Genomic DNA, 19,146 nt, shown 5'->3' on the forward strand with positions numbered 1-19,146 from the left:
CCCATAAAACGAATACATATCAAAACTGATCTTGATCAGTTCGTGCTTTTTCCCAGATTGGATACGTGGTGCTGCCCACCCCGTATCGACCAGTTACCGCTTGACGACCAGAGCAAGGTGGACCCACTCCTTTTCCATTCCGAACAGGACAGTGAAACGCCTTAGCGCCGATGATAGTGGGCGTACGCCTGTGAAAGTAGGTCATCGTCAAGCTCTTATACCAAAAACCCCCATCGGTGATCCGATGGGGGTTTTTTTATGCCTGTGTGCTTTTAAACAAGGTAGAATAGGCTAATTATAGCAGTCTGATTTATTTAGCATTTGGAGGAACGCATGTCCCAATCTACTATGCCTGAACCACAATCTGGCCTTTCTCCTAAGCATCTTACGCATGCCTTATATGCAGTATTTTTGCTTGGCCTAATCGGAGCTCCTGTGTTTGGTGCGGCAATGATTGCTGCGGTTGTGGTGGCATATTATAAACGTAGTGATGTAGCAGGTACTGTTTACGCTACGCATTTTGATTGGCTGATTAAAACCTTTTGGTGGGGCGTTTTGTGGATAGGCCTAAGCGCTATGCTATTGGTGATTTTTATTGGCTGGTTAACCGGTGTAATGGCTTTTGTTTGGCTGATTTATCGTATAGCTAAGGGTTGGTTTGCATTGTTTGAAAATCAAACTCCTTCTTTAGAGTAATTAGAATAAATAAAAAGGCATCATGATCATGATGCCTTTTTGCTAGGGCAAGAGTATATGAGCTTACTTAAAAACTACGGTACGTTGTCCATTTAAGAAAATGCGATGTTCTACATGCGCTTTAACAGCGCGGGCTAAGACGAGAGATTCGACGTCGCTTCCGACTTGTGTAAGCTCATTAGGACTCATGTCGTGACTGACGCGCTCAATATCTTGTTCAATGATAGGGCCTTCGTCTAAGTCCTCTGTGACATAGTGGGCGGTTGCACCAATAATTTTTACGCCACGAGCATGCGCTTGATGATAGGGGCGCGCACCTTTGAAGCTGGGTAAGAAACTATGGTGAATATTGATGGCACGCCCAGATAAAGCCCGACACATTTCAGGAGACAAAATCTGCATGTAGCGTGCTAAAACGACTAAATCCACTTGGAGTTCATCGACAAGTTGTAGAATCTGCTTTTCTTGAGTAGCTTTGGTTTCTGGAGTAACAGGTAAATGATGAAAAGGTACCTGATACGATGCTGCTAGCGAGGCATGGTCTGTGTGGTTAGAGACCACACCAACGATTTCAATGGGAAGCTGTCCTGCATGAGTGCGAAAGAGCAAATCATTTAAGCAGTGCCCTTGGCGACTAACTAATAATAGAACACGCGCTTTTTGTTGAGCATCGTAAATATGCGCATCCATTTGATACTGGCTAGCGATGGGAGCAAAAGCTTGTTGGAGCTGCTGGACCTGGCTTGCTTGAGGTAGGCTAAAGTGGATACGTAAGAAAAAGCGTTGGGTTTCGGCGTCACCAAATTGCTCTGCTTCTACAATATTACCTTGTCGTTCTAAGAGCCAGCCTGTTACCGAGTGCACAATTCCTGTGGTGTCTGGACAGGAAATGGTTAAGATGTAATCGTTCATTTTGCCTCAAAATAAAAAGTGCTAAACCCATCTAATATAGGATGGATTTAGCCTTTTACACAAAATTTAATTTTAACGCATGTGCCGTGTGCTGCCTAATTAAGCGAAGGGTTTTACATAGCAGAAACAAGCTTGTCTGATGAGTATGAGTTATGGTGCTAAACGTTGGATAGACCAGCCTTGCTCTTGTTTTTGGTAGAGATAGCGGTCATGTAGACGACAGGTTCGACCTTGCCAAAATTCAATGCGCTCGGGCTGGAGGTAATAGCCACCCCAAAATTCAGGACAGGGGGGATTGTCTCCGTACTGCTTGCTAAGGGCATCGCTGCGCTGCTCGAGCTCGGCACGAGTGATGGGTTGGCTTTGGGGAGAGGCCATGGCACTAATGCGTGAGGGTAAGGGACGGCTATTGAAGTAGGCAGCGGAAAGCGCAGCTGGCATTTTCTGGACTTGTCCTTCTAGGCGAATTTGTCGCTGCAGTGTGGGCCAGAAAAAAAGTAAACAAGCTTTTGGGTTTTGTTTTAGGTCTTGGCCTTTACGGGATTCGTAGTTGGTATAGAATTGCACACCGTGCTCATCGAAGCCTTTGAGCAAAACAATACGAGAGCTAGGCATCCCATCGCTACTTACAGTTGATAAGCTCATGGCGGTAGGCTCGGGGGCTTGAAGACGAATGGCTTCATCTACCCAACGCTGGAAAAGATCGCGCGGGTGCGCTGTGAGCTGGTGTTCTGGTAAATCGAATTTATCGTATTCGTTACGGAAGTCGGCAAGGCTCATAATTATAAATATTGCACAAGATGTTCAAGTTTTGGGTCTGCAATGTTTGCTTTTTTTAAAGCATGGGCCGTTTCTAGCACATATTCAATACACGGCCCATTTAAACCATGTGCAGCATGAATGACTTGGCGTAGTTGTTCCAAGGGCATGGTGGGTACATAGGCATCGGTATTGGGGTTAATGACAAAAGCCAGTGCACTGACCACAGTATGCGGATCCAGGTAACAATCTACCCATTTAGGATTGTACGCTCCACTAGGCATTTCGCGTTGCCATAAAGTTGGAAAAATGTGCTTTATCTGATTTGCCGCAATACGATAGACGATGCCTTCGCAGCTTCCGCCTTGATCGAGTGCAAAAACCACACCGGGCGTATCAGGGGTACCACGGTTGATCCGTGACCATAAGCAAAGCGAACGGTGGTAACCGTGTAGAGTAGCTGCTCGTTGCTCTACATACTCAAAATCTGGGCGCCAAATAAGTGAGCCGTAAGCAAACACCCAGACGTCACTTTTTTGATCCCAGTGAGTTAAGCTTTGCCACATGGAATGCTCTAGCTCCGTTGGCGTGAGTTTTTTAAAATGGTGTGCAGCAGGTGGCGAGGTAAAAACGGTCATTGCGATACAGCGTTAAGTCAAAAAGATTAACATAGCGTATTTGATGTGTTTGTGTGCTATGTGCTTATTACCTAAAGTATAAACTTAGGATTAAGCATTAGCGAAATCATATAAGGAATATATAGTGGTGCAGCAAGAACAGCTGGAGCGACGTTTTGGTGGATTAAATCGCTTATACGGAGAAGGACGATTAAGTGATTTGCTGGCCGCTCATGTCATGGTGGCGGGCATTGGTGGGGTAGGGAGCTGGTGTGTGGAGGCTTTGGCGCGTAGCGGAGTGGGGCGTCTTACGCTTATCGACATGGATCACATCAGTGAGTCGAATATTAATCGGCAGTTACCAGCCTTAGGTTCCACAATAGGGCAATCTAAAATCGAAGCCATGCGGCAGCGCATTTTGGACATTCATCCTCATTGTCAGGTGGAGCTTATTGATGATTTTGTTGAAGCGGCTAATATTTATGATTATTTGCAGCGCTCGCCTGATGTATTGATTGACTGTACGGATCAGGCCGATGCCAAAATTGCTATGATACTAGCGGCGAAAAAACAAAAAATTAAACTGATAGTTTGTGGAGCAGCGGGCGGAAAGCGTAATCCTTTAGCGTTAAAACGAGGAGACTTGTCTCAGGCTACGCATGATGCCATGCTAGCAAAGCTGCGTTCGCGCTTACGTAAGGAGCATGGTTTTGCTAGGGTCAAAGCCGAAAAGGTCACCGCCAAAACACGTATCCCTAAAATGGGGGTAGATGTATTGTGGGTAGAGGAGAATGCCGTGATGCCTGCCGCGTGGCAGAATCAGATCATGACACCCCAAGGCTTATCCTGCGCGGGGTATGGGTCGAGTGTGACCGTAACGGCCCCGATGGGGTTTGCGGCAGCACAGGCAGCACTTGATTATCTTCTTTTTTAGTAAAGGGTAGCATCTAGCCAGCCACGCAGAGCATTAGAAACGCGTAATCGGCTAGAGGGCAGAAGCTGTTGGTAGTGAATGGGTTGTTCTTGTACCCAGCCTTTATTGATGAGATATTGTCGTTGTACGCCGGCTAATAAGTCTTGGGTGGCGGGTGGTGTTACCCATTGCCCATTTGTCCATAGATATATATTCGTACGTGTCCCTTCGGTTAAATAGCCGTGTTGATCGTAATAGATGACATCAAAATAGTTTGGGTGTTGGGCAAGGAATTGCTCCCCTGTGTGCCAGTGGTGACGCGCATCCGTTTTATGACGTAAGAAAAGGGGCTGGGGCTGCGCTGAAAAAGGAGACAAGCGCAGGAGCACAGGCGTTGCCGTGGGGGTAAGAGGTGCCTGTTGTATAGAGATGGCACCGTTATAAGCCAGACTAAGACGTAAGCGCTGGGCTGAGTGGTAGCGACGCCGCATCGAGGGGGCTAAGGCTTGTAGAATAGCTTTATGCTCATAGCTAAACCCCAATTGTTGCGCAGAGCGCCGTAGTCGTTGTAAATGCAACGCTAGACGTAGAACTTGCCCAGTACGCTCTAAACGCATAGTTTCAATTAAGCAAAAGTCAGGGGAGCGCTTATGCATACTTATTCCTCATAGGAAATAGGGGTGCCTAGTACACGCGCTTTCCAAAGGCATTCTTCCCACTCTTGATATGGGTCGGAGTCAATCACAATCGCCCCGCCTACCCCAAACTGTGCGTGCTGCTTAGAGGTGTACTCTATGGTACGTATAGCCACGTTCAGCTGTAGGTCTCCATTGGGAGCTAACCAACCTAAGCTTCCACAATAGATGCCCCGCTCGCGTTGTTCAAGTTCATGGATGCATTGCATCGCGGCTATTTTAGGGGTGCCGGTAATCGAGCCACAAGGGAAAAGAGCGGTGAGTAAATGTGCTAAGGAGTGATGAGAGGTGGTGGCCTCGATGGTAGAGGTCATCGTCCAAACGGAAGGATAGGCTTCGACATTGAGTAATTGGCGAACTTGAACGGAGCCGGTATCTGCAATGCGGCCTAGATCATTACGTAGTAAGTCCACGATCATGATGTTTTCTGCAATGTCTTTGGCACTATGACGCAGTTGATGTGCGGCGGCTTGATCTCGGGCGGGGTCGTTATGTCTGGCAGCCGTGCCTTTCATGGGTTTGACAGTAAGCGTGTTGTCTTGCCGCCGTACAAAAAGCTCAGGTGAAAAAGACAGAATACAGCGCTCACCATCCTCGAGATAGGCTCCATATTCCACTGGGTGTGCTGTTGCCAGTTGAGTGTAAAGTTGTTGCGGGGTAGCTGTTGATTGGATTTGTATAGGAATAGTGTGGTTGATTTGATAAAACAAGCCTTCGCGAATGCCGCGCTGGATGGATTCGACTTGTTTTAGGTAGTCGTGACGCCGTATGGTTGCTTGCGCCTCTAAGGATATTGGTGATGAGGGGTGTGCTAACCATGGTGTGGTGTAGTGAGCTTGCGCAAAAACATAGGCGCTAAGTAAAGGTGTAGTGCTGGGGCGAGCAAATGGGAGAGCGAGTAGATGCGCTCCCAGCTCATAGTTTAAAACAAGGACTACCCAATGGCCGGCCTGGTGAGCCGTATCAATGCGGCGCCAGGCCTGTTCTAAATCTGCCGCATTGTAGGCGGTGATTTTGGTGGTAGGTTGAGCAAAAGTTAAAGCTGTTTGCTCCAGACGGTTTTCAAAACGACAAAACATAATGGATTAGGACTGCAAAAACGCGGTGAGGGCTTGGCCGGTATGTGAGGAAGAGGTATTTTGCACGGTCTGGACATTCCCTTCAACTACAAGTTGCCCACCATGGATACCGCCTTCGGGTCCCATATCAATAACCCAATCTGCTTCAGCGATTAAGTCTAAATTATGTTCGATTACAACTACAGTTTGTCCGGCGTCTGTAAGTCGGTGAAGTACCCGCAGGAGTTTTTCCACATCGGCCATAGCAAGCCCTACTGTAGGCTCATCGAGTACGTATAAAGTGTGTGGCTGCCGGGAGGCTCGCCCTGTTTTATGTAGGCCTTCGTCAAGGCGAACTTTACTGAGTTCGCTGACCAGTTTAATCCGCTGGGCTTCGCCGCCGGATAGGGTGGGCGATGGTTGGCCCAGCGTTAAATAGCCTAAGCCAACATCTTGCAGTAGTTGCAGAGGGCGTAAAATACGTGGGTGAGAAGCAAAATACTCGACGGCTTCATCCACTTCCATTTGTAAAACTTCGCCGATGTGTTTACCTTGCCATTTGACGTGTAGCGTATCGTCATTGAATCGTTGCCCATGACAACGCTCGCACGGGATTTTGATATCCGGCAAAAAGCTCATTTCAAAGGTTACGAGTCCTTGGCCGTTACATTCAGCGCAACGTCCATCACCGGTATTAAAGGAAAAACGAGAAGCATTCCAGCCACGTAGTTTTGCATCGCGTGTTTGTGCAAAGAGCTTACGAATATCATCCCAAAACCCGACATAGGTTGCTGGGCAAGAGCGTGGGGTTTTACCAATGGGTGTTTGATCGACCTCGAGTACGCGATCGACTTGCTCCCAATCAAGTATACGCTCACAGTATTGCCATATATATTGCTCGGGTTGAGCGAGTTTTTGTTTAAGGTTGTGTAAAAGAACTTCGCGGGCAAAGGTGGATTTTCCTGATCCAGAGACACCTGTTACGACCGTAAGTCGCTCTAAAGGTATACGAGCGGTGACATTTTGTAGGTTGTGGCGATGTGCATTTTCTACCAGCAGCGCGGGGGTCGAGTCGGTCACGGGTCGGTAGTCTTGCATGGGGTGCGATATGGGATGTTTTAGATAGCGTCCTGTCAGTGAGTCAGGATTTTGCATAATATCTTCTAAAGTGCCCTGTGCAACGACTTGGCCACCACGTATTCCTGCACCGGGTCCAATATCAATAATATGGCTGGCTTGACGAATGGTATCTTCATCGTGCTCTACCACCACAAGGGTGTTACCGTTGCGTTCCAAGCGCTGTAGAGCTTGGAGCAATATACGGTTATCTCGTGGGTGTAAACCGATGGTTGGCTCATCCAAGACGTAACAGACGCCCTGCAGATTAGAACCTAATTGAGCGGCGAGTCGAATACGTTGAGCTTCGCCACCCGATAGGGTGGGAGCAGCTCGATCCAAATGTAAATAACCTAAACCCACTTCTTGTAAAAAAGCGAGGCGGTTTTGAATTTCGCTCAGTATGTCACGAGCAATCTCTTGTTCGCGTTGGCTGAGTTGTACCTGTTGAAAAAAATGCTTAGCATCATCGATCGATAAAGCCGACAAATTTGCAATGCCTTGATCATGCCAGCGGAAAGCCAGTGCAACCGGATTTAGGCGTTGTCCATGACAACTAGGGCATTTGTTTTCGGTGGAGGTTTCGTCTTCATCCGGTAACCATTTACTTTCCTCACCACTTTGCTCTGCATCAAAGCCGCTTAAACTGACACCGGTTCCAAAACAACTGTGGCACCAGCCGTGTTTAGAGTTATAGGAAAAAAGGCGGGGGTCCGGTTCGGGAAAGCTACAACCACAGTTTGGACAAGCACGTGCTGTAGATAGGCGTAGCTCTGTATCTTGATGCACAATCAATATGTTTTGCTGTCCATGTAGTAATGCATCATGGATGGCTTGGCGTAACGATTGTTCATCTTTAGCTCGAACTAAAATGTCAGCGATCGGTAACTCTATATTATGCTCTTGGTAACGATCTAAACGTGGCCAAGCATCGGTTGGCAGAAGCTCCCCATCCACGCGTAGGTGAGTATAGCCTTTGGTATGAGCCCATTTTGCTAAATCGGTATAGTAGCCTTTGCGCGCCACAATAAGGGGTGCATAGATGTGAATAGTTTGATTTTTATAGTCTCGGAGTAATTGTGCTGTAATTTGCTCGGGGCTTTGGGGTTGCACAGGAACATGGCAAGCTGGACACATTTGTGTGCCGAGTTTGACGTAGAGTAAACGCAAAAAATGGTGGATTTCTGTTGTGGTAGCGACGGTAGACTTATAGCCGCCTCGACTTGTGCGTTGCTCAATGGCTACGGTAGGGGGAATACCATAAATGGCATCTACGTCGGGTTGGCCAGCAGGTTGGACAATGGAGCGCGCATAGGCATTAAGTGACTCCAAATAACGTCGCTGTCCCTCGTTAAATAAAATATCAAAGGCTAAGGTGGATTTGCCAGAGCCGGATACACCGGTAATTACGGTAAATGTATCCCTAGGGATTGATACCTGAATGTTTTTTAAATTGTGTTCACGAGCATTAAGAATTTGAATGGCAGGATGCGCATTGGCATTATAGGGGAGAGCTGGTTCGGTAACTTCCGTTTCTATGGTTGTGCCGATAAGTTGCTGTTGATAGGTTTTTAAAGCATTTCCAGTTAGGGAGTGAGTGTTCTCTAATAGGGCTTGTGGGGTACCGCATGCCACAACTTCTCCCCCAGCCGTACCCCCATATGGGCCTAGGTCGATCACCCAGTCTGCAGCATGGATCACATCTAGATTATGTTCAATGACAATGAGCGAGTGTCCCGCGGCTAAGAGTTTACGAAAGGCTTGCATGAGTTTAGCAATATCATCAAAATGCAAACCCGTCGTGGGCTCATCAAATAGGAACAGCTTTCCTTTTTTTACAACTTTAGCGCGGCTTAAGCGGCTTTTTGCGGCTTCGGCTAAATAGCCTGCCAGTTTTAAGCGTTGCGCTTCGCCACCAGAAAGGGTGGGAACCGGCTGCCCTAAAGTTAAATACCCCAAGCCCACATCAGCAAGAGGTGCTAAGCCTCGCTGCACATCTTGTAAGCCGGCAAAAAAATCGATGGCTTCATCAACGGTCATGTCTAAGACCTCGTCAATGGATGCGTTTCGGCCTAAATGCTCTAGGCGAATTTCTAATATCTCGGGGCGGAAACGCTTACCATCGCAATCGGGGCAGCGTAAGTAAACATCCGATAAAAACTGCATTTCGATATGCTCAAAGCCTGTGCCCCCACAAGTGGGACATCGTCCTGCGCCACTATTAAAGCTAAATGTGCCAGGCTTATAATCGCGCTCTATGGCTAAAGGGGCGCGGGCAAAGAGCTTACGTATGGCATCAAAGGCACCGACATAACTAGCCGGGTTAGAGCGAGCGGTGCGACCAATAGGGGATTGATCTACCATTACGACTTCGGCTATTTGATCCGCACCGACTAAGCAATCAAAATCGCCAGGTGCTTCGGTAGCCTCGCCAAAATGTTTAAGTAAGGCTGGGTATAAAACATCTTGGATAAGGGTGGATTTACCAGAGCCAGAGACGCCAGTGACACAAACGAGGCGCTCTAATGGAAAATCCACCGTGATATTTTTGAGATTATGGGCACGCACGCCAGTAAGAGTTAAGCGCGGTGTAGTCGTTTTTACCGGCTGAGGGTGCGGAGCGGTAATTTGCTTTTTACCACTGAGGTAGTCTCCGGTGAGAGTAGAGGCGTGGCGTAGTGCTGCTGGTGAGCCATCGAATAAAATATGCCCCCCAGCCTTACCTGGCCCAGGCCCAATGTCTAAGATGCGATCGGCGGCCACCATGACTTGCGGATCATGCTCTACAACGACGAGCGTATTGCCATTATTACGTAGGCGTTGCATGATCTGGACGATACGGTGCATATCATGTGGGTGTAAGCCGATAGAGGGTTCGTCTAAAACAAACAGCGTGTTGACCAATGATGTGCCCAAAGCGGTGGTAAGGTTGATGCGCTGAACCTCACCCCCAGAAAGGGTGCGGCTTTGGCGGTCTAAGGATAAATAGCCAAGGCCTACCTCGCATAAAAAACCAAGTCGGGTGTTGATCTCCTCTCGTAAGAGCTGGGTGGCGGCGTTAAGCTCACCATCAAAACGGAGCTGTTGGAAAAAGGTGCGTACCGATTCGATAGGAAGCCGCATTAAGTCATGAATATGCAACCCTGGCATCTGGTTGAGTTGCTCTTGGCTCCATTCTGCTGTTACGGGCATAAAGCGGGTATAGGGTTGTGGATCATGGGCATGCGTGTGTTGACCCAACCGCCACAATAGAGCATCGGCTTTTAATCGCGAGCCCCGACAGCTGGGGCAAGTGGTATAGCTGCGATACTTAGATAGCATGACACGGACGTGCATTTTGTAGGCTCGGGTTTCTTGCCAGTCAAAGTAGCGAGCGACACCGTACCACTGTTGCTTCCAAGCACGTGCTCCACCTTTAAACTCGGGGTCACCGTAAATCACCCAGTCTTTTTCTGCTTGACTAAGCTGCTGCCATGGTACCGCCAAACGAATAGCAGCTTGTTTCGCATACCGCTCTAGGTCTTTTTGGTGCACACGGTTTGAGTCGGTTTGCCATGGTTTAATGGCGCCTTCGAGTAAGCTTTTGCTTTCGTCAGGAATAACTAAACCGTAATCAATTCCCATCACACGCCCAAAACCCTTACATGTTTCACAGGCTCCCAATGGGGAGTTAAAAGAAAAAGTGCTGGGTTGAGGGGCACTGTAATCAATATCGCAGGTAGCACAGTGAAGGCCGGCGCTAAAAGACCACTCCTGCTCTTTTTTTTCCTCATCCAGAGCAAACACACTAAGATGGCCATTGCCATAATGTAGGGCGGCGTCTAGGGCCTCCATCACACGGCTAGGCTCAGCACGGCTTAAGCGGAAACGATCTTGAATAACGTATAAACGTTGGGTGGCTGATTTAGATTTTTTTGAGGACGTGTGCTGTGGTTCGTGCAGGCGAGTGTAGCCTTGTTGCTCTAAAAATTGTTTGATTTCTTCTTCGCTGAAATTACTTGGTACATCCACAGCAAAAGTGATAACCAAACGAGGATCTTGCGTTAAGCAGCGCTTTTTTAAGGTTTGAGCGACACGCTGTGCATCTTCGGCGTGAACTGGTTGACCGCATTGTCGGCAGTGAAGGTGGCTGAGTCGGGCATAGAGGAGCTTGAAGTAGTCATTGAGCTCTGTCATGGTGCCAACGGAACTACGCGAGTTGCGTACGGGGTTTACTTGGTCAATAGCAATAGCCGGTAAAATTCCTTCGATACGATCGACTTGGGGCTTATCCATGCGATCCAAAAACTGGCGGGCATAAGGAGAAAATGTTTCCACATAACGACGCTGCCCTTCGGCATAGAGCGTATCAAAGGCCAGAGAGGATTTGCCTGAACCGGATACACCAGTTAGTACAGTGATTTTTCCTGTATCAAAATGCACATTCAGGTTTTTGAGATTGTTTTGGCGCGCGCCGAAAATGCGAATTTGAGAACTCATAGTAATAGCGTGAGGAGCTGAAAAAATAGATATTTGGTATATAAGATGGGATGAGCTAAAATCTATTGTATGTGTAGCTAAGGTTACTTGTATAATTCTTAGCTTTGTTTATGTATCGGAGAGTTTCATGGCTGAAATCAAACGCACAAGCCGCAACACCCTAGAGCGTCGCTGCTTAGGTAAAGCTTTTAAACGCTTATATGCACGTTCCCCCAAAAGCGTTTTTAAAATGCTTGAAAAAGTGAAGCGTGCTTAATTACACTAAAAACAAGGGTAACAGTTTTTGTTGTCGTGTTTAAGCAACGTATAAAAAACAACTACCAATTGTAATTAAGGCAATAAAAACCACAGATTTATGATCTGTGGTTTTTTTTCGTCTATGATGAATTACTGCTGTGAATTTGTTGTTTTTGAGGAGATTTGCGTTAATGCCTTGGAGATCTGCCTCCTATGTTCCCCCAGCGTGGCGTTATCAGTTTACGATTTTAACGCCAACGTATAATCGAGCACATACGTTACAACGTGTGTATGAATCGCTATGCGAGCAGACATTTCAAGATTTCGAGTGGGTGGTCGTGGATGACGGGTCCACAGATCATACAAAAAAACGCATTCAGCAGTGGCAACAAGAAGTCCTTTTCCCTATCCACTATGTTTGGCAGCCGAATCAACATAAAAAAGCGGCTTTTAATCGTGGCGTGCGTATGGCTCAGGGTGAACTGGTGGTAGCCTTAGATAGTGATGATAGCTTAGAAGCCAATGCGTTGTATGACATGGCGCGCACATGGAAAGAGATCCCCCAAAAAGAGCGTGAGCGTTTTGTCGCTGTCACGGGGTTATGTAAAACGCCCGAAGGAAATATTGTAGGGGATATGTATCCTTACGATGTACTGGATGCTAACCCTTTAGATATTCAATTCAAGTTTGGTGTAACCGGTGAAAAGTTTGGCTGCTTAAGCACTGCTGTTTTGCAGCGCTTTCCTTTTCCAGAGAATATTGAAGGTTTTGTTCCCGAAAGCCTTGTGTGGCGGAGCATGGCGCGAGCTGGTTATCTGACACGATTTGTCAATCAGGTGTACAGGGTGTATCACGATAGTAGCGATTCTTTATCTCGACAAGGAAAAAATAATGCTGCTACCCATGCTTTAGGATTGTGGTTGTTGGCCTATGATACGGTTGTGGATAGCTTGCCCTGGTTTCATTACAAACCTGTGGCGTTTATCAAAGCGGGTATGAGATATACACGCTTTGCACTACACATGAGGGATCAATCCATAGCTCGTCCTCATGGCTATCGGTTGCATGGGCTAGGGGCTATTGCTTTGGTCGTAGCGACAGCCCCATTTGGGTTATTGCTTTTTTTGAGAGATAAGCTCCACATGGGGGGAAGACCTAGTGACGCTGATCGGAAGCGGGTTGCATAAAAGCTAAGTGGGTACTCGCTTCGTTCTCGTCTGCAAGTGGGTCTGTGCTTAAATCAAAGGGCAAAATTTCCTGAAGGGTTTCTCCCCAAGCGTTTTCGTCGCCCTCGTGATTAATTTTGATGTACTTGATGGATTCGATATCACTACGTTGAATTGCCCACATGAAACGACAGCTATAGGTTTCATTTTCATTGACCTTAAAGCCGCCCTGGCTACCTAATAAGCGAGCTTTAGCCCCACCAATTTGTACGACTGGAATATCTGTATCATCTTCGTTAATATCTAGGGGTATAGCAAATATAGCCCATTCAAAACCGGTTTCACTGGCATCCACCAGCTCAACTAAGACCGGCTTGCCCAAATAGGCACTGAGTGCATCGGCGGTACGGGCTAATAAATCGATGTCATCGGTACTAAATACAAGTGCTGGGGTATCAGTCATTTTGCTTGGCAGTTCTCAATATATAATGAAGTCGCTTTTTGCGATGCTATGTACTTATAGCCTTATTAATCCTATTTAGGTATCTATGGCCCAATACGTTTACACCATGAATCGGGTTGGCAAAACTGTGCCACCCAAGCGTCAAATTCTACGCGATATTTCTTTATCTTTCTTCCCCGGTGCCAAAATTGGCGTATTGGGGTTAAATGGATCCGGTAAATCCACCTTGCTTCGTATTATGGCAGGTGTAGACAAAGAAATCGATGGCGAAGCCATCCCGATGCCCGGGATTAAAATTGGTTACCTGCCTCAAGAGCCCGAGTTGGATCCCAACCAAACCGTGCGCCAAGCTGTAGAGGCTGGCTTAGGCGAGGTCTTTGAGGCGCGGCAGCGCTTAGATGAGGTTTATGCGGCTTATGCTGAACCCGATGCGGATTTTGATGCGTTGGCAGCAGAGCAAGCCGAGCTCGAGGCCATTATTGCCGCCGCGGCCACAAGTGGAAGTGATGACACGGATACCCAGATGGAGATTGCCGCTGATGCATTACGTTTGCCTCCTTGGGATGCAGTGATTGGGCATCTATCTGGGGGGGAAAAGCGTCGTGTGGCTCTGTGTCAGTTATTGTTATCCAAACCTGATATGTTGTTGCTCGATGAACCAACTAACCACCTTGATGCGGAAAGTGTGCATTGGTTAGAGCAGTTTTTGAGTAAATTCCCGGGTACGGTGGTAGCTGTTACTCACGATCGTTACTTTTTAGATAATGCCGCAGAGTGGATTTTGGAGCTAGACCGTGGGCATGGGATTCCATGGAAAGGTAACTATAGCTCCTGGTTAGAGCAAAAAGAAAATCGCTTAAAGCAAGAGGAGGCTCAAGAGTCGGCACGTCAGCGTACGATCCGTAAAGAGCTGGAGTGGGTACGTCAAAACCCGAAAGGTCGTCAGGCCAAGTCTAAAGCGCGCTTGAATCGGTTCGAGGAGCTTGCCTCCCATGATTATCAGCGTCGCAATGAGACCCAAGAGATTTTTATTCCCGTGGCAGAGCGTCTTGGTAATGAAGTCATCGAGTTTAAAAACGTCTCAAAGGGTTACGGCGATCGCTTATTAATTGATGATTTGAGCTTTACGATTCCCCCTGGTGCCATTGTTGGGATTATCGGACCAAACGGTGCGGGTAAGTCCACTTTATTCCGAATGATTGCTGGGCAAGAGCAGCCGGATCAGGGGGAAATTAAAATTGGTCAAACCGTACAGTTGGCTTATGTAGATCAGTCTCGCTCCTCTTTACCTGCGGATAAAACTGTTTTTGAGGCCATATCCGAAGGCGGTTCAGATATTTTACAAGTAGGGCGTTTTGAAATCCCTGCTCGTGCTTATATTGGTCGTTTTAATTTCCGTGGTGCAGATCAAAATAAAATTGTGGGTAAGCTTTCTGGCGGGGAGCGAGGTCGTTTGCATTTAGCAAAAACACTCGCTTCTGGGGGTAATGTTTTACTTTTGGACGAGCCCTCTAACGACCTAGACGTAGAAACCTTACGTGCGCTTGAGGATGCGCTATTAGAGTACGCCGGTAGTGTATTAGTCATCAGCCATGACCGCTGGTTCTTAGATCGTATCGCCACTCATATTCTTGCCTTTGAAGGGGACTCTCACGTGGAGTTCTTTAGCGGGAACTACCAGGAATACGAGGAAGATAAGCGTCGTCGACTTGGCGAGGACGCCGCCCAGCCTAAGCGGATTCGTTATAAACCACTTAAATAATATTAGTAGACAGCCACTTTATGTGGCTGTTACATTTTTTGCGGCCATTAACAGAAATATGCAATTACTGGCTTGAGTCTATAGTAGGCCAGAGGTATGGTAAAGGTAATGGAATTGAATCATGCTAAGGAGTGCATTATGAAACGATCGACCACATTAAAAGCTTTGTCTGCTACTGCTTTGTGCTTTGTGATGGCGGGTTGCTCAACATGGGACAGTATGAGCTCGCGTCAAAAAGGAGCAACGGCAGGAGCTGGCGTAGGTGGGGTCGCTGGTGCGGCTATTAGCGGAGGAAGCGTATTGGGTACTGTTGGTGGTGCGGCGATTGGTGGCGTTGTAGGTGACCAAATCGGCAAGCGCCAATAGGCTTCAAGGTATCAAGACAAGCACCCCATCTGGTGGTTACCAGATGGGGTTTTTTATACGATTTATTTTTGCAAGTGGGGTGGTAGCTCGATTTTAACTTCGAGCACTTCGAGAGCATCTTGTCGATCAACATTGACTTGAATGTCATTCGGCTCGATTTTGACGTAACGTGAGATGACCTCAATGAGCTCTTTTTGGAGGCGAGGCAAATAGTCGGGACTGACCCCACCTTGGCCGCGTTCATTAATAAGAATCAGTTGTAGGCGGTCCTTGGCGACGCTAGCAGTGTTTTTTTTCTTGCCCGTAAAAAAGGAGAGCAGAGACATAATTATTTACCCCCGAAGAGGCGCTTAAGAAAGCTGGGTTTTTCGTATTCTACAAAGCGTAGGGGGCGAGTTTCGCCTAAATAGCGAGCAACCACATCTTCGTAGGCCTGAGCTGCAGGACTGTTTTCAAGGTGAATCACAGGAGTGCCTTGGTTGGAAGCATGAAGAACGTCTTCGGATTCTGGAATTACCCCAATGAGTTCAATGCGAAGAATATCCTCTATGTCTTGTAAGGATAACATTTCACCGGCTAGGACTCGTTTGGCGCTGTAGCGACTAATTAGCAAGTATTCCTTAATGGGAGGATCGCTATTTTCGGCACGTTGGGATTTAGCGGAAAGTATTCCTAAGATACGATCAGAGTCACGTACTGAAGAGACTTCAGGGTTAGTAACCACAATTGCATCATCAGCGAAGTAGGAGGCCATCAAGGCACCGGTCTCTATGCCTGCGGGGGAGTCACAAACAATATATTCAAAGCCCATTTCTTTTAGGTCATTGAGGACTTTGGCTACCCCTTCTTTGGTTAGGGCGTCTTTATCGCGTGTTTGTGATGCCGGTAGAATAAAAAGGTTATCAAGATTTTTATCGCGAATTAAAGCCTGATTTAAGCTGGCTTCCTCTTGGATGACATTAACGAAATCGTAAACGACCCGTCGTTCACAACCCATGATTAAATCCAGGTTACGTAAACCGACATCAAAGTCGATGACTACGGTTTTGTGGCCGCGCATCGCTAGGCCGGAAGCAAAGCTAGCACTGGTTGTGGTTTTGCCCACACCACCTTTGCCAGAGGTCACCACAATTATTCGCGCCATGATGTTATGTATCCTTTATCGTTTCGGTTCATGTGTGTTTATTATTATAAAAAATAAAAGCAAAAAGCACTATGAAAGTGATTAGACCAATGTGTAAAAGTTATACCCTCGCATGATCTGCGCTGGAGTGCAAGACGTATTAACATCTATTAACCTAATGGCTCAAATTTTAAGGAGTCCCCCTCTAGCTGAATGAGCACAGGCTTTTTGTGGTGGGGGTTAGTATGTAAGTCTTCAATAACACTATAGACCCCTGCAATAGCGATGAGCTCGGGCTCAAACTCGGTCGTGCTAATCCACGCATTCGTATTACCATTTGCGCCGGCTATGGCTTTGCCGCGTAGTGGCCCATAGACGCTAATGTTACCAGTGGCAATAATTTCTGCGCCGTGTCCAACCATACCAATCACAATCAGGTCGCCTTCGGGAGCCACAAAGCGCTGTCCTGAGCGTAGGTTTTGATGCAAAATGAGTGGGGCTGGGGTAACGGGGGAGGGTGGCGTTTGCTCCGGCTCGGGGATTTCGATCGCGGCTTTGGCCAAAGAGAGCTCCACCGCAGTTAAACCATGTTGAGCAGCGGCTTGTTCTTGCTCAGTAGAGCCTGTGACCCCAATTGGATGTAGCTGATAATGTCGTAAGGCTTGTAATAGAGGCTCCCATTCAATGGGGTCCATGATTGCTGAGCAATCAATGACTACCGGCTCACCTTGGAAAAAAGCGCCGGCGCCTTCCATGCGTTGCTGTAACGCTTCGAGTAATTCGCTGGTGTTAGCGCTATGTAGTACAAGTCGTACGGTGTAGATGGTTGCGCTTTTAATATCTAGAGCCTGAGGGCCTTTACGAGTTGTTGGTGCGTTCACGTCATACCCAATTATGATAAAGGGGCCATGGCCCCTTGTGTGGTTAACTCCAGTTATCTTTTAATGTGGCAGTACGATTAAGCACCGGCTTTTCCGGTGTGGAGAGCTCCCGGTCTGCCACAAAGTAGCCAAGCCGCTCAAACTGCCAATGAGCGTCTGGGGTGGCTACTAAGCCAGGCTCTACCCACCCTTGTACCACTTGCATGGAGTTAGGGTTGATGAGCTGCAGGAAGTCCTTATCGCCAACATCGGGATGAGGATCGGTAAAGAGACGATCATAGAGGCGGATTTCCGCCGCAATAGCGTGTTTGACACTGACCCAAGTGATATTGCCTCGGACCTTAACGGAGTCGGCGCCAGGAGTGCCGCTTTTGGTGTCGGGAAGGTATTCGGCATAGACGGTTGTTACTTGACCGTTTTCGTCTTTTTCAAAGCCCGTGCATTGGATAATGTAACCGTACTTAAGTCGTACTGTATTACCAGGGAATAAGCGGAAATAACGTTTAACGGGTTCCTCGCGGAAGTCATCGCGCTCAATCCAGAGCTCGCGTGTGAGCGGGAACTCGCGCTTGCCAGCATCGGGATTATGTGGATGCACGGGGGCGTAACATATTTCCTCTTTGTCTTCGGGGAAATTGGTTAGTACGAGTTTAATTGGGTCTAGCACAGCAACGCTACGTGGTGCTTTGGGATCCAGGTCATCACGCAAGGCCTGTTCAAGAACACTGTAATCTATGCGTGAATCGGCCTTGGAGACCCCAATGCGATCACAGAATAAGCGAATGGCTTCTGGAGTATAGCCACGGCGACGCAGCCCCGCCAGGGTTGGTAAGCGCGGGTCATCCCAACCGTCTACGTGTTTTTCCTCTACAAGCTGGCGTAGTTTGCGTTTGCTAGTGACCACATAGCTTAGGTATAGGCGTGCGAATTCGTACTGCTGGGGTAATGGGTCCGTAAAAAAACCCAGATCACGTAAACGCTCTAAGATCCAATTGTAAAAAGGGCGTTGGTCTTCGAATTCCAGCGTGCAAATGCTGTGCGTGATCATTTCGAGCGCGTCTTCTACCGGGTGAGCCCAGCTATACATGGGGTAAATACACCATTGGTCACCGGTACGGTGATGTGCAGTGTGTCGAATACGGTACATCACTGGGTCACGCATATTGATATTGGGCGAAGCCATATCGATTTTAGCGCGCAAGCAGAGACTGCCATCAGGATGTTTGCCATCGCGCATTTCACGCAGCAACTGTAACGATTCCTCTGCTGGTCGATCACGCCAAGGCGAATTTGTACCTTTTTCTGTGAGTGTTCCACGCGTTTGACGAATTTGCTCAGGGGTTTGCTCGTCGACATAGGCATAGCCGGCTTGTACAAGGGCTTCAGCAAACTCGTACATATAGCCAAAGTAGTCGCTGGCAAAGTATAAATTGTCTTCGTTTTGATACTTCCAGTCGTAGCCGAGCCATTGCACCATATCAATAATGGCGTCAACATACTCTTGCTCTTCTTTTTCTGGGTTCGTATCATCAAAGCGTAAGTGGCATGCGCCACCGTAGTCTTCGGCGAGTCCGAAGTTTAAACAAATACTTTTGGCGTGACCAATGTGTAAATAACCGTTGGGCTCAGGGGGAAAGCGAGTGCGTATACGTGCTGTATCTACCTGACCGGTAGATTGTATGGCTGCTGGGCCGGGACGACCTGCCCACAATTTCGTCGCATGACGCTGGTTTTTTAGATCTTGGTCAATAATATTCCGTAAAAAATTCGATACGGGAGGAGTGGTAGATGCAGTGCTCATACGCAAAAAAACGAATAAATAATTGGATAATGGTCTATTTTGCCACGTATTGTGGTTAGACTTAATGTTTATAGCAAGAAAAACAAAATAACGTAGATTTAG

General features: G+C 47.5%; 17 protein-coding genes and 1 rRNA gene. 7 read left to right on the forward strand and 11 right to left on the reverse strand.

Going from position 1 to position 19,146, the window contains the following annotated elements; all coding sequences use genetic code 11:
* Positions 1–99: 99 nt before the first annotated feature.
* Together rrf and ABD980_RS03830 are read left to right on the forward strand one after the other, a co-directional pair.
* Positions 100–213: ribosomal RNA gene (rrf, locus tag ABD980_RS03825) — 5S ribosomal RNA — on the forward strand.
* Positions 214–333: 120 nt separating this feature from the next.
* A complete protein-coding gene (locus ABD980_RS03830; protein ID WP_300647588.1) occupies positions 334–696 on the forward strand; it encodes a DUF4870 family protein in 363 nt (120 codons plus the stop codon).
* 63 nt (positions 697–759) lie between these two features.
* Here the strand turns inward: ABD980_RS03830 and purU are convergent, their stop codons facing one another.
* The 3 genes from purU to ABD980_RS03845 all read right to left on the reverse strand — a co-directional run bounded on the left by purU (position 760) and on the right by ABD980_RS03845 (position 3,005).
* Entirely contained in the window at positions 760–1,608 is an 849-nt protein-coding gene (purU, locus tag ABD980_RS03835) for a formyltetrahydrofolate deformylase (RefSeq protein ID WP_260649972.1), read from the reverse strand.
* Between the two features lie 150 nt (positions 1,609–1,758).
* A complete protein-coding gene (pdxH, locus tag ABD980_RS03840) occupies positions 1,759–2,388 on the reverse strand; it encodes a pyridoxamine 5'-phosphate oxidase (protein ID WP_345369749.1) in 630 nt (209 codons plus the stop codon).
* A 2-nt stretch (positions 2,389–2,390) separates the two neighbouring features.
* Positions 2,391–3,005 (reverse strand): gamma-glutamylcyclotransferase, encoded by a 615-nt coding sequence (locus ABD980_RS03845; protein ID WP_345369751.1) that lies wholly within the window; start codon positions 3,003–3,005, stop codon positions 2,391–2,393.
* 124 nt (positions 3,006–3,129) lie between these two features.
* On the opposite strand from ABD980_RS03845, the gene ABD980_RS03850 reads away from it, so the two are divergent.
* The gene (locus ABD980_RS03850) at positions 3,130–3,918 is read left to right on the forward strand and encodes a tRNA threonylcarbamoyladenosine dehydratase (RefSeq protein WP_345369753.1); all 789 of its coding nucleotides are present in this window, start codon (positions 3,130–3,132) and stop codon (positions 3,916–3,918) included.
* Here the strand turns inward: ABD980_RS03850 and ABD980_RS03855 are convergent.
* The 3 genes from ABD980_RS03855 to uvrA are packed head-to-tail and all read right to left on the reverse strand — an operon-like array spanning position 3,915 to position 11,245.
* Positions 3,915–4,553, reverse strand: coding sequence for an aminotransferase class IV (locus ABD980_RS03855; protein WP_345369755.1), 639 nt, complete (start codon positions 4,551–4,553; stop codon positions 3,915–3,917). The genes ABD980_RS03850 and ABD980_RS03855 overlap by 4 nt on opposite strands.
* Positions 4,554–4,555: 2 nt before the next feature.
* The gene (pabB, locus tag ABD980_RS03860; RefSeq protein WP_345369757.1) at positions 4,556–5,671 is read right to left on the reverse strand and encodes an aminodeoxychorismate synthase component I; all 1,116 of its coding nucleotides are present in this window, start codon (positions 5,669–5,671) and stop codon (positions 4,556–4,558) included.
* A 6-nt stretch (positions 5,672–5,677) separates the two neighbouring features.
* Positions 5,678–11,245 carry an excinuclease ABC subunit UvrA gene (gene uvrA / locus ABD980_RS03865; protein WP_345369759.1) on the reverse strand — a complete coding sequence of 1,856 codons (5,568 nt, stop codon included), beginning with the start codon at positions 11,243–11,245 and terminating at the stop codon, positions 5,678–5,680.
* A 127-nt stretch (positions 11,246–11,372) separates the two neighbouring features.
* Here uvrA and ABD980_RS03870 point away from each other — a divergent pair, with 127 nt between their 5' ends.
* Together ABD980_RS03870 and ABD980_RS03875 are read left to right on the forward strand one after the other, a co-directional pair.
* Entirely contained in the window at positions 11,373–11,501 is a 129-nt protein-coding gene (locus ABD980_RS03870) for a hypothetical protein (RefSeq protein WP_260649965.1), read from the forward strand.
* A gap of 172 nt (positions 11,502–11,673) precedes the next feature.
* Complete coding sequence (locus tag ABD980_RS03875) at positions 11,674–12,669, forward strand: glycosyltransferase family 2 protein (protein WP_345369761.1); 996 nt, start codon at positions 11,674–11,676, stop codon at positions 12,667–12,669.
* On the opposite strand, the gene ABD980_RS03880 is transcribed toward ABD980_RS03875, so the two are convergent.
* A complete protein-coding gene (locus tag ABD980_RS03880; protein WP_300647668.1) occupies positions 12,638–13,111 on the reverse strand; it encodes a hypothetical protein in 474 nt (157 codons plus the stop codon). The genes ABD980_RS03875 and ABD980_RS03880 overlap by 32 nt on opposite strands.
* An 85-nt stretch (positions 13,112–13,196) precedes the next feature.
* On the opposite strand from ABD980_RS03880, the gene ettA reads away from it, so the two are divergent.
* Both ettA and ABD980_RS03890 read left to right on the forward strand, forming a co-directional pair.
* Complete coding sequence (gene ettA / locus ABD980_RS03885) at positions 13,197–14,873, forward strand: energy-dependent translational throttle protein EttA (protein ID WP_300647670.1); 1,677 nt, start codon at positions 13,197–13,199, stop codon at positions 14,871–14,873.
* Positions 14,874–15,011: 138 nt separating this feature from the next.
* Positions 15,012–15,239, forward strand: coding sequence for a glycine zipper 2TM domain-containing protein (locus ABD980_RS03890; protein ID WP_260649961.1), 228 nt, complete (start codon positions 15,012–15,014; stop codon positions 15,237–15,239).
* Positions 15,240–15,301: 62 nt separating this feature from the next.
* Here the strand turns inward: ABD980_RS03890 and minE are convergent, their stop codons facing one another.
* The 4 genes from minE to ABD980_RS03910 form a co-directional block, all read right to left on the reverse strand.
* Positions 15,302–15,565, reverse strand: coding sequence for a cell division topological specificity factor MinE (gene minE, locus ABD980_RS03895; protein WP_300647673.1), 264 nt, complete (start codon positions 15,563–15,565; stop codon positions 15,302–15,304).
* A gap of 2 nt (positions 15,566–15,567) precedes the next feature.
* Positions 15,568–16,383, reverse strand: a complete 816-nt coding sequence (gene minD, locus ABD980_RS03900) for a septum site-determining protein MinD (protein WP_345369765.1) — start codon at positions 16,381–16,383, stop codon at positions 15,568–15,570.
* A 149-nt stretch (positions 16,384–16,532) separates the two neighbouring features.
* Positions 16,533–17,243 (reverse strand): septum site-determining protein MinC, encoded by a 711-nt coding sequence (gene minC, locus ABD980_RS03905; RefSeq protein ID WP_300647677.1) that lies wholly within the window; start codon positions 17,241–17,243, stop codon positions 16,533–16,535.
* Positions 17,244–17,286: 43 nt separating this feature from the next.
* Complete coding sequence (locus ABD980_RS03910) at positions 17,287–19,044, reverse strand: glutamine--tRNA ligase/YqeY domain fusion protein (protein WP_300647679.1); 1,758 nt, start codon at positions 19,042–19,044, stop codon at positions 17,287–17,289.
* Between the last annotated feature and the right edge of the window lie 102 nt (positions 19,045–19,146).

The organism is Paenalcaligenes hermetiae (genome assembly GCF_039543645.1).
GTDB classification, from domain to species: Bacteria; Pseudomonadota; Gammaproteobacteria; order Burkholderiales; family Burkholderiaceae_B; genus Paenalcaligenes; species Paenalcaligenes hermetiae.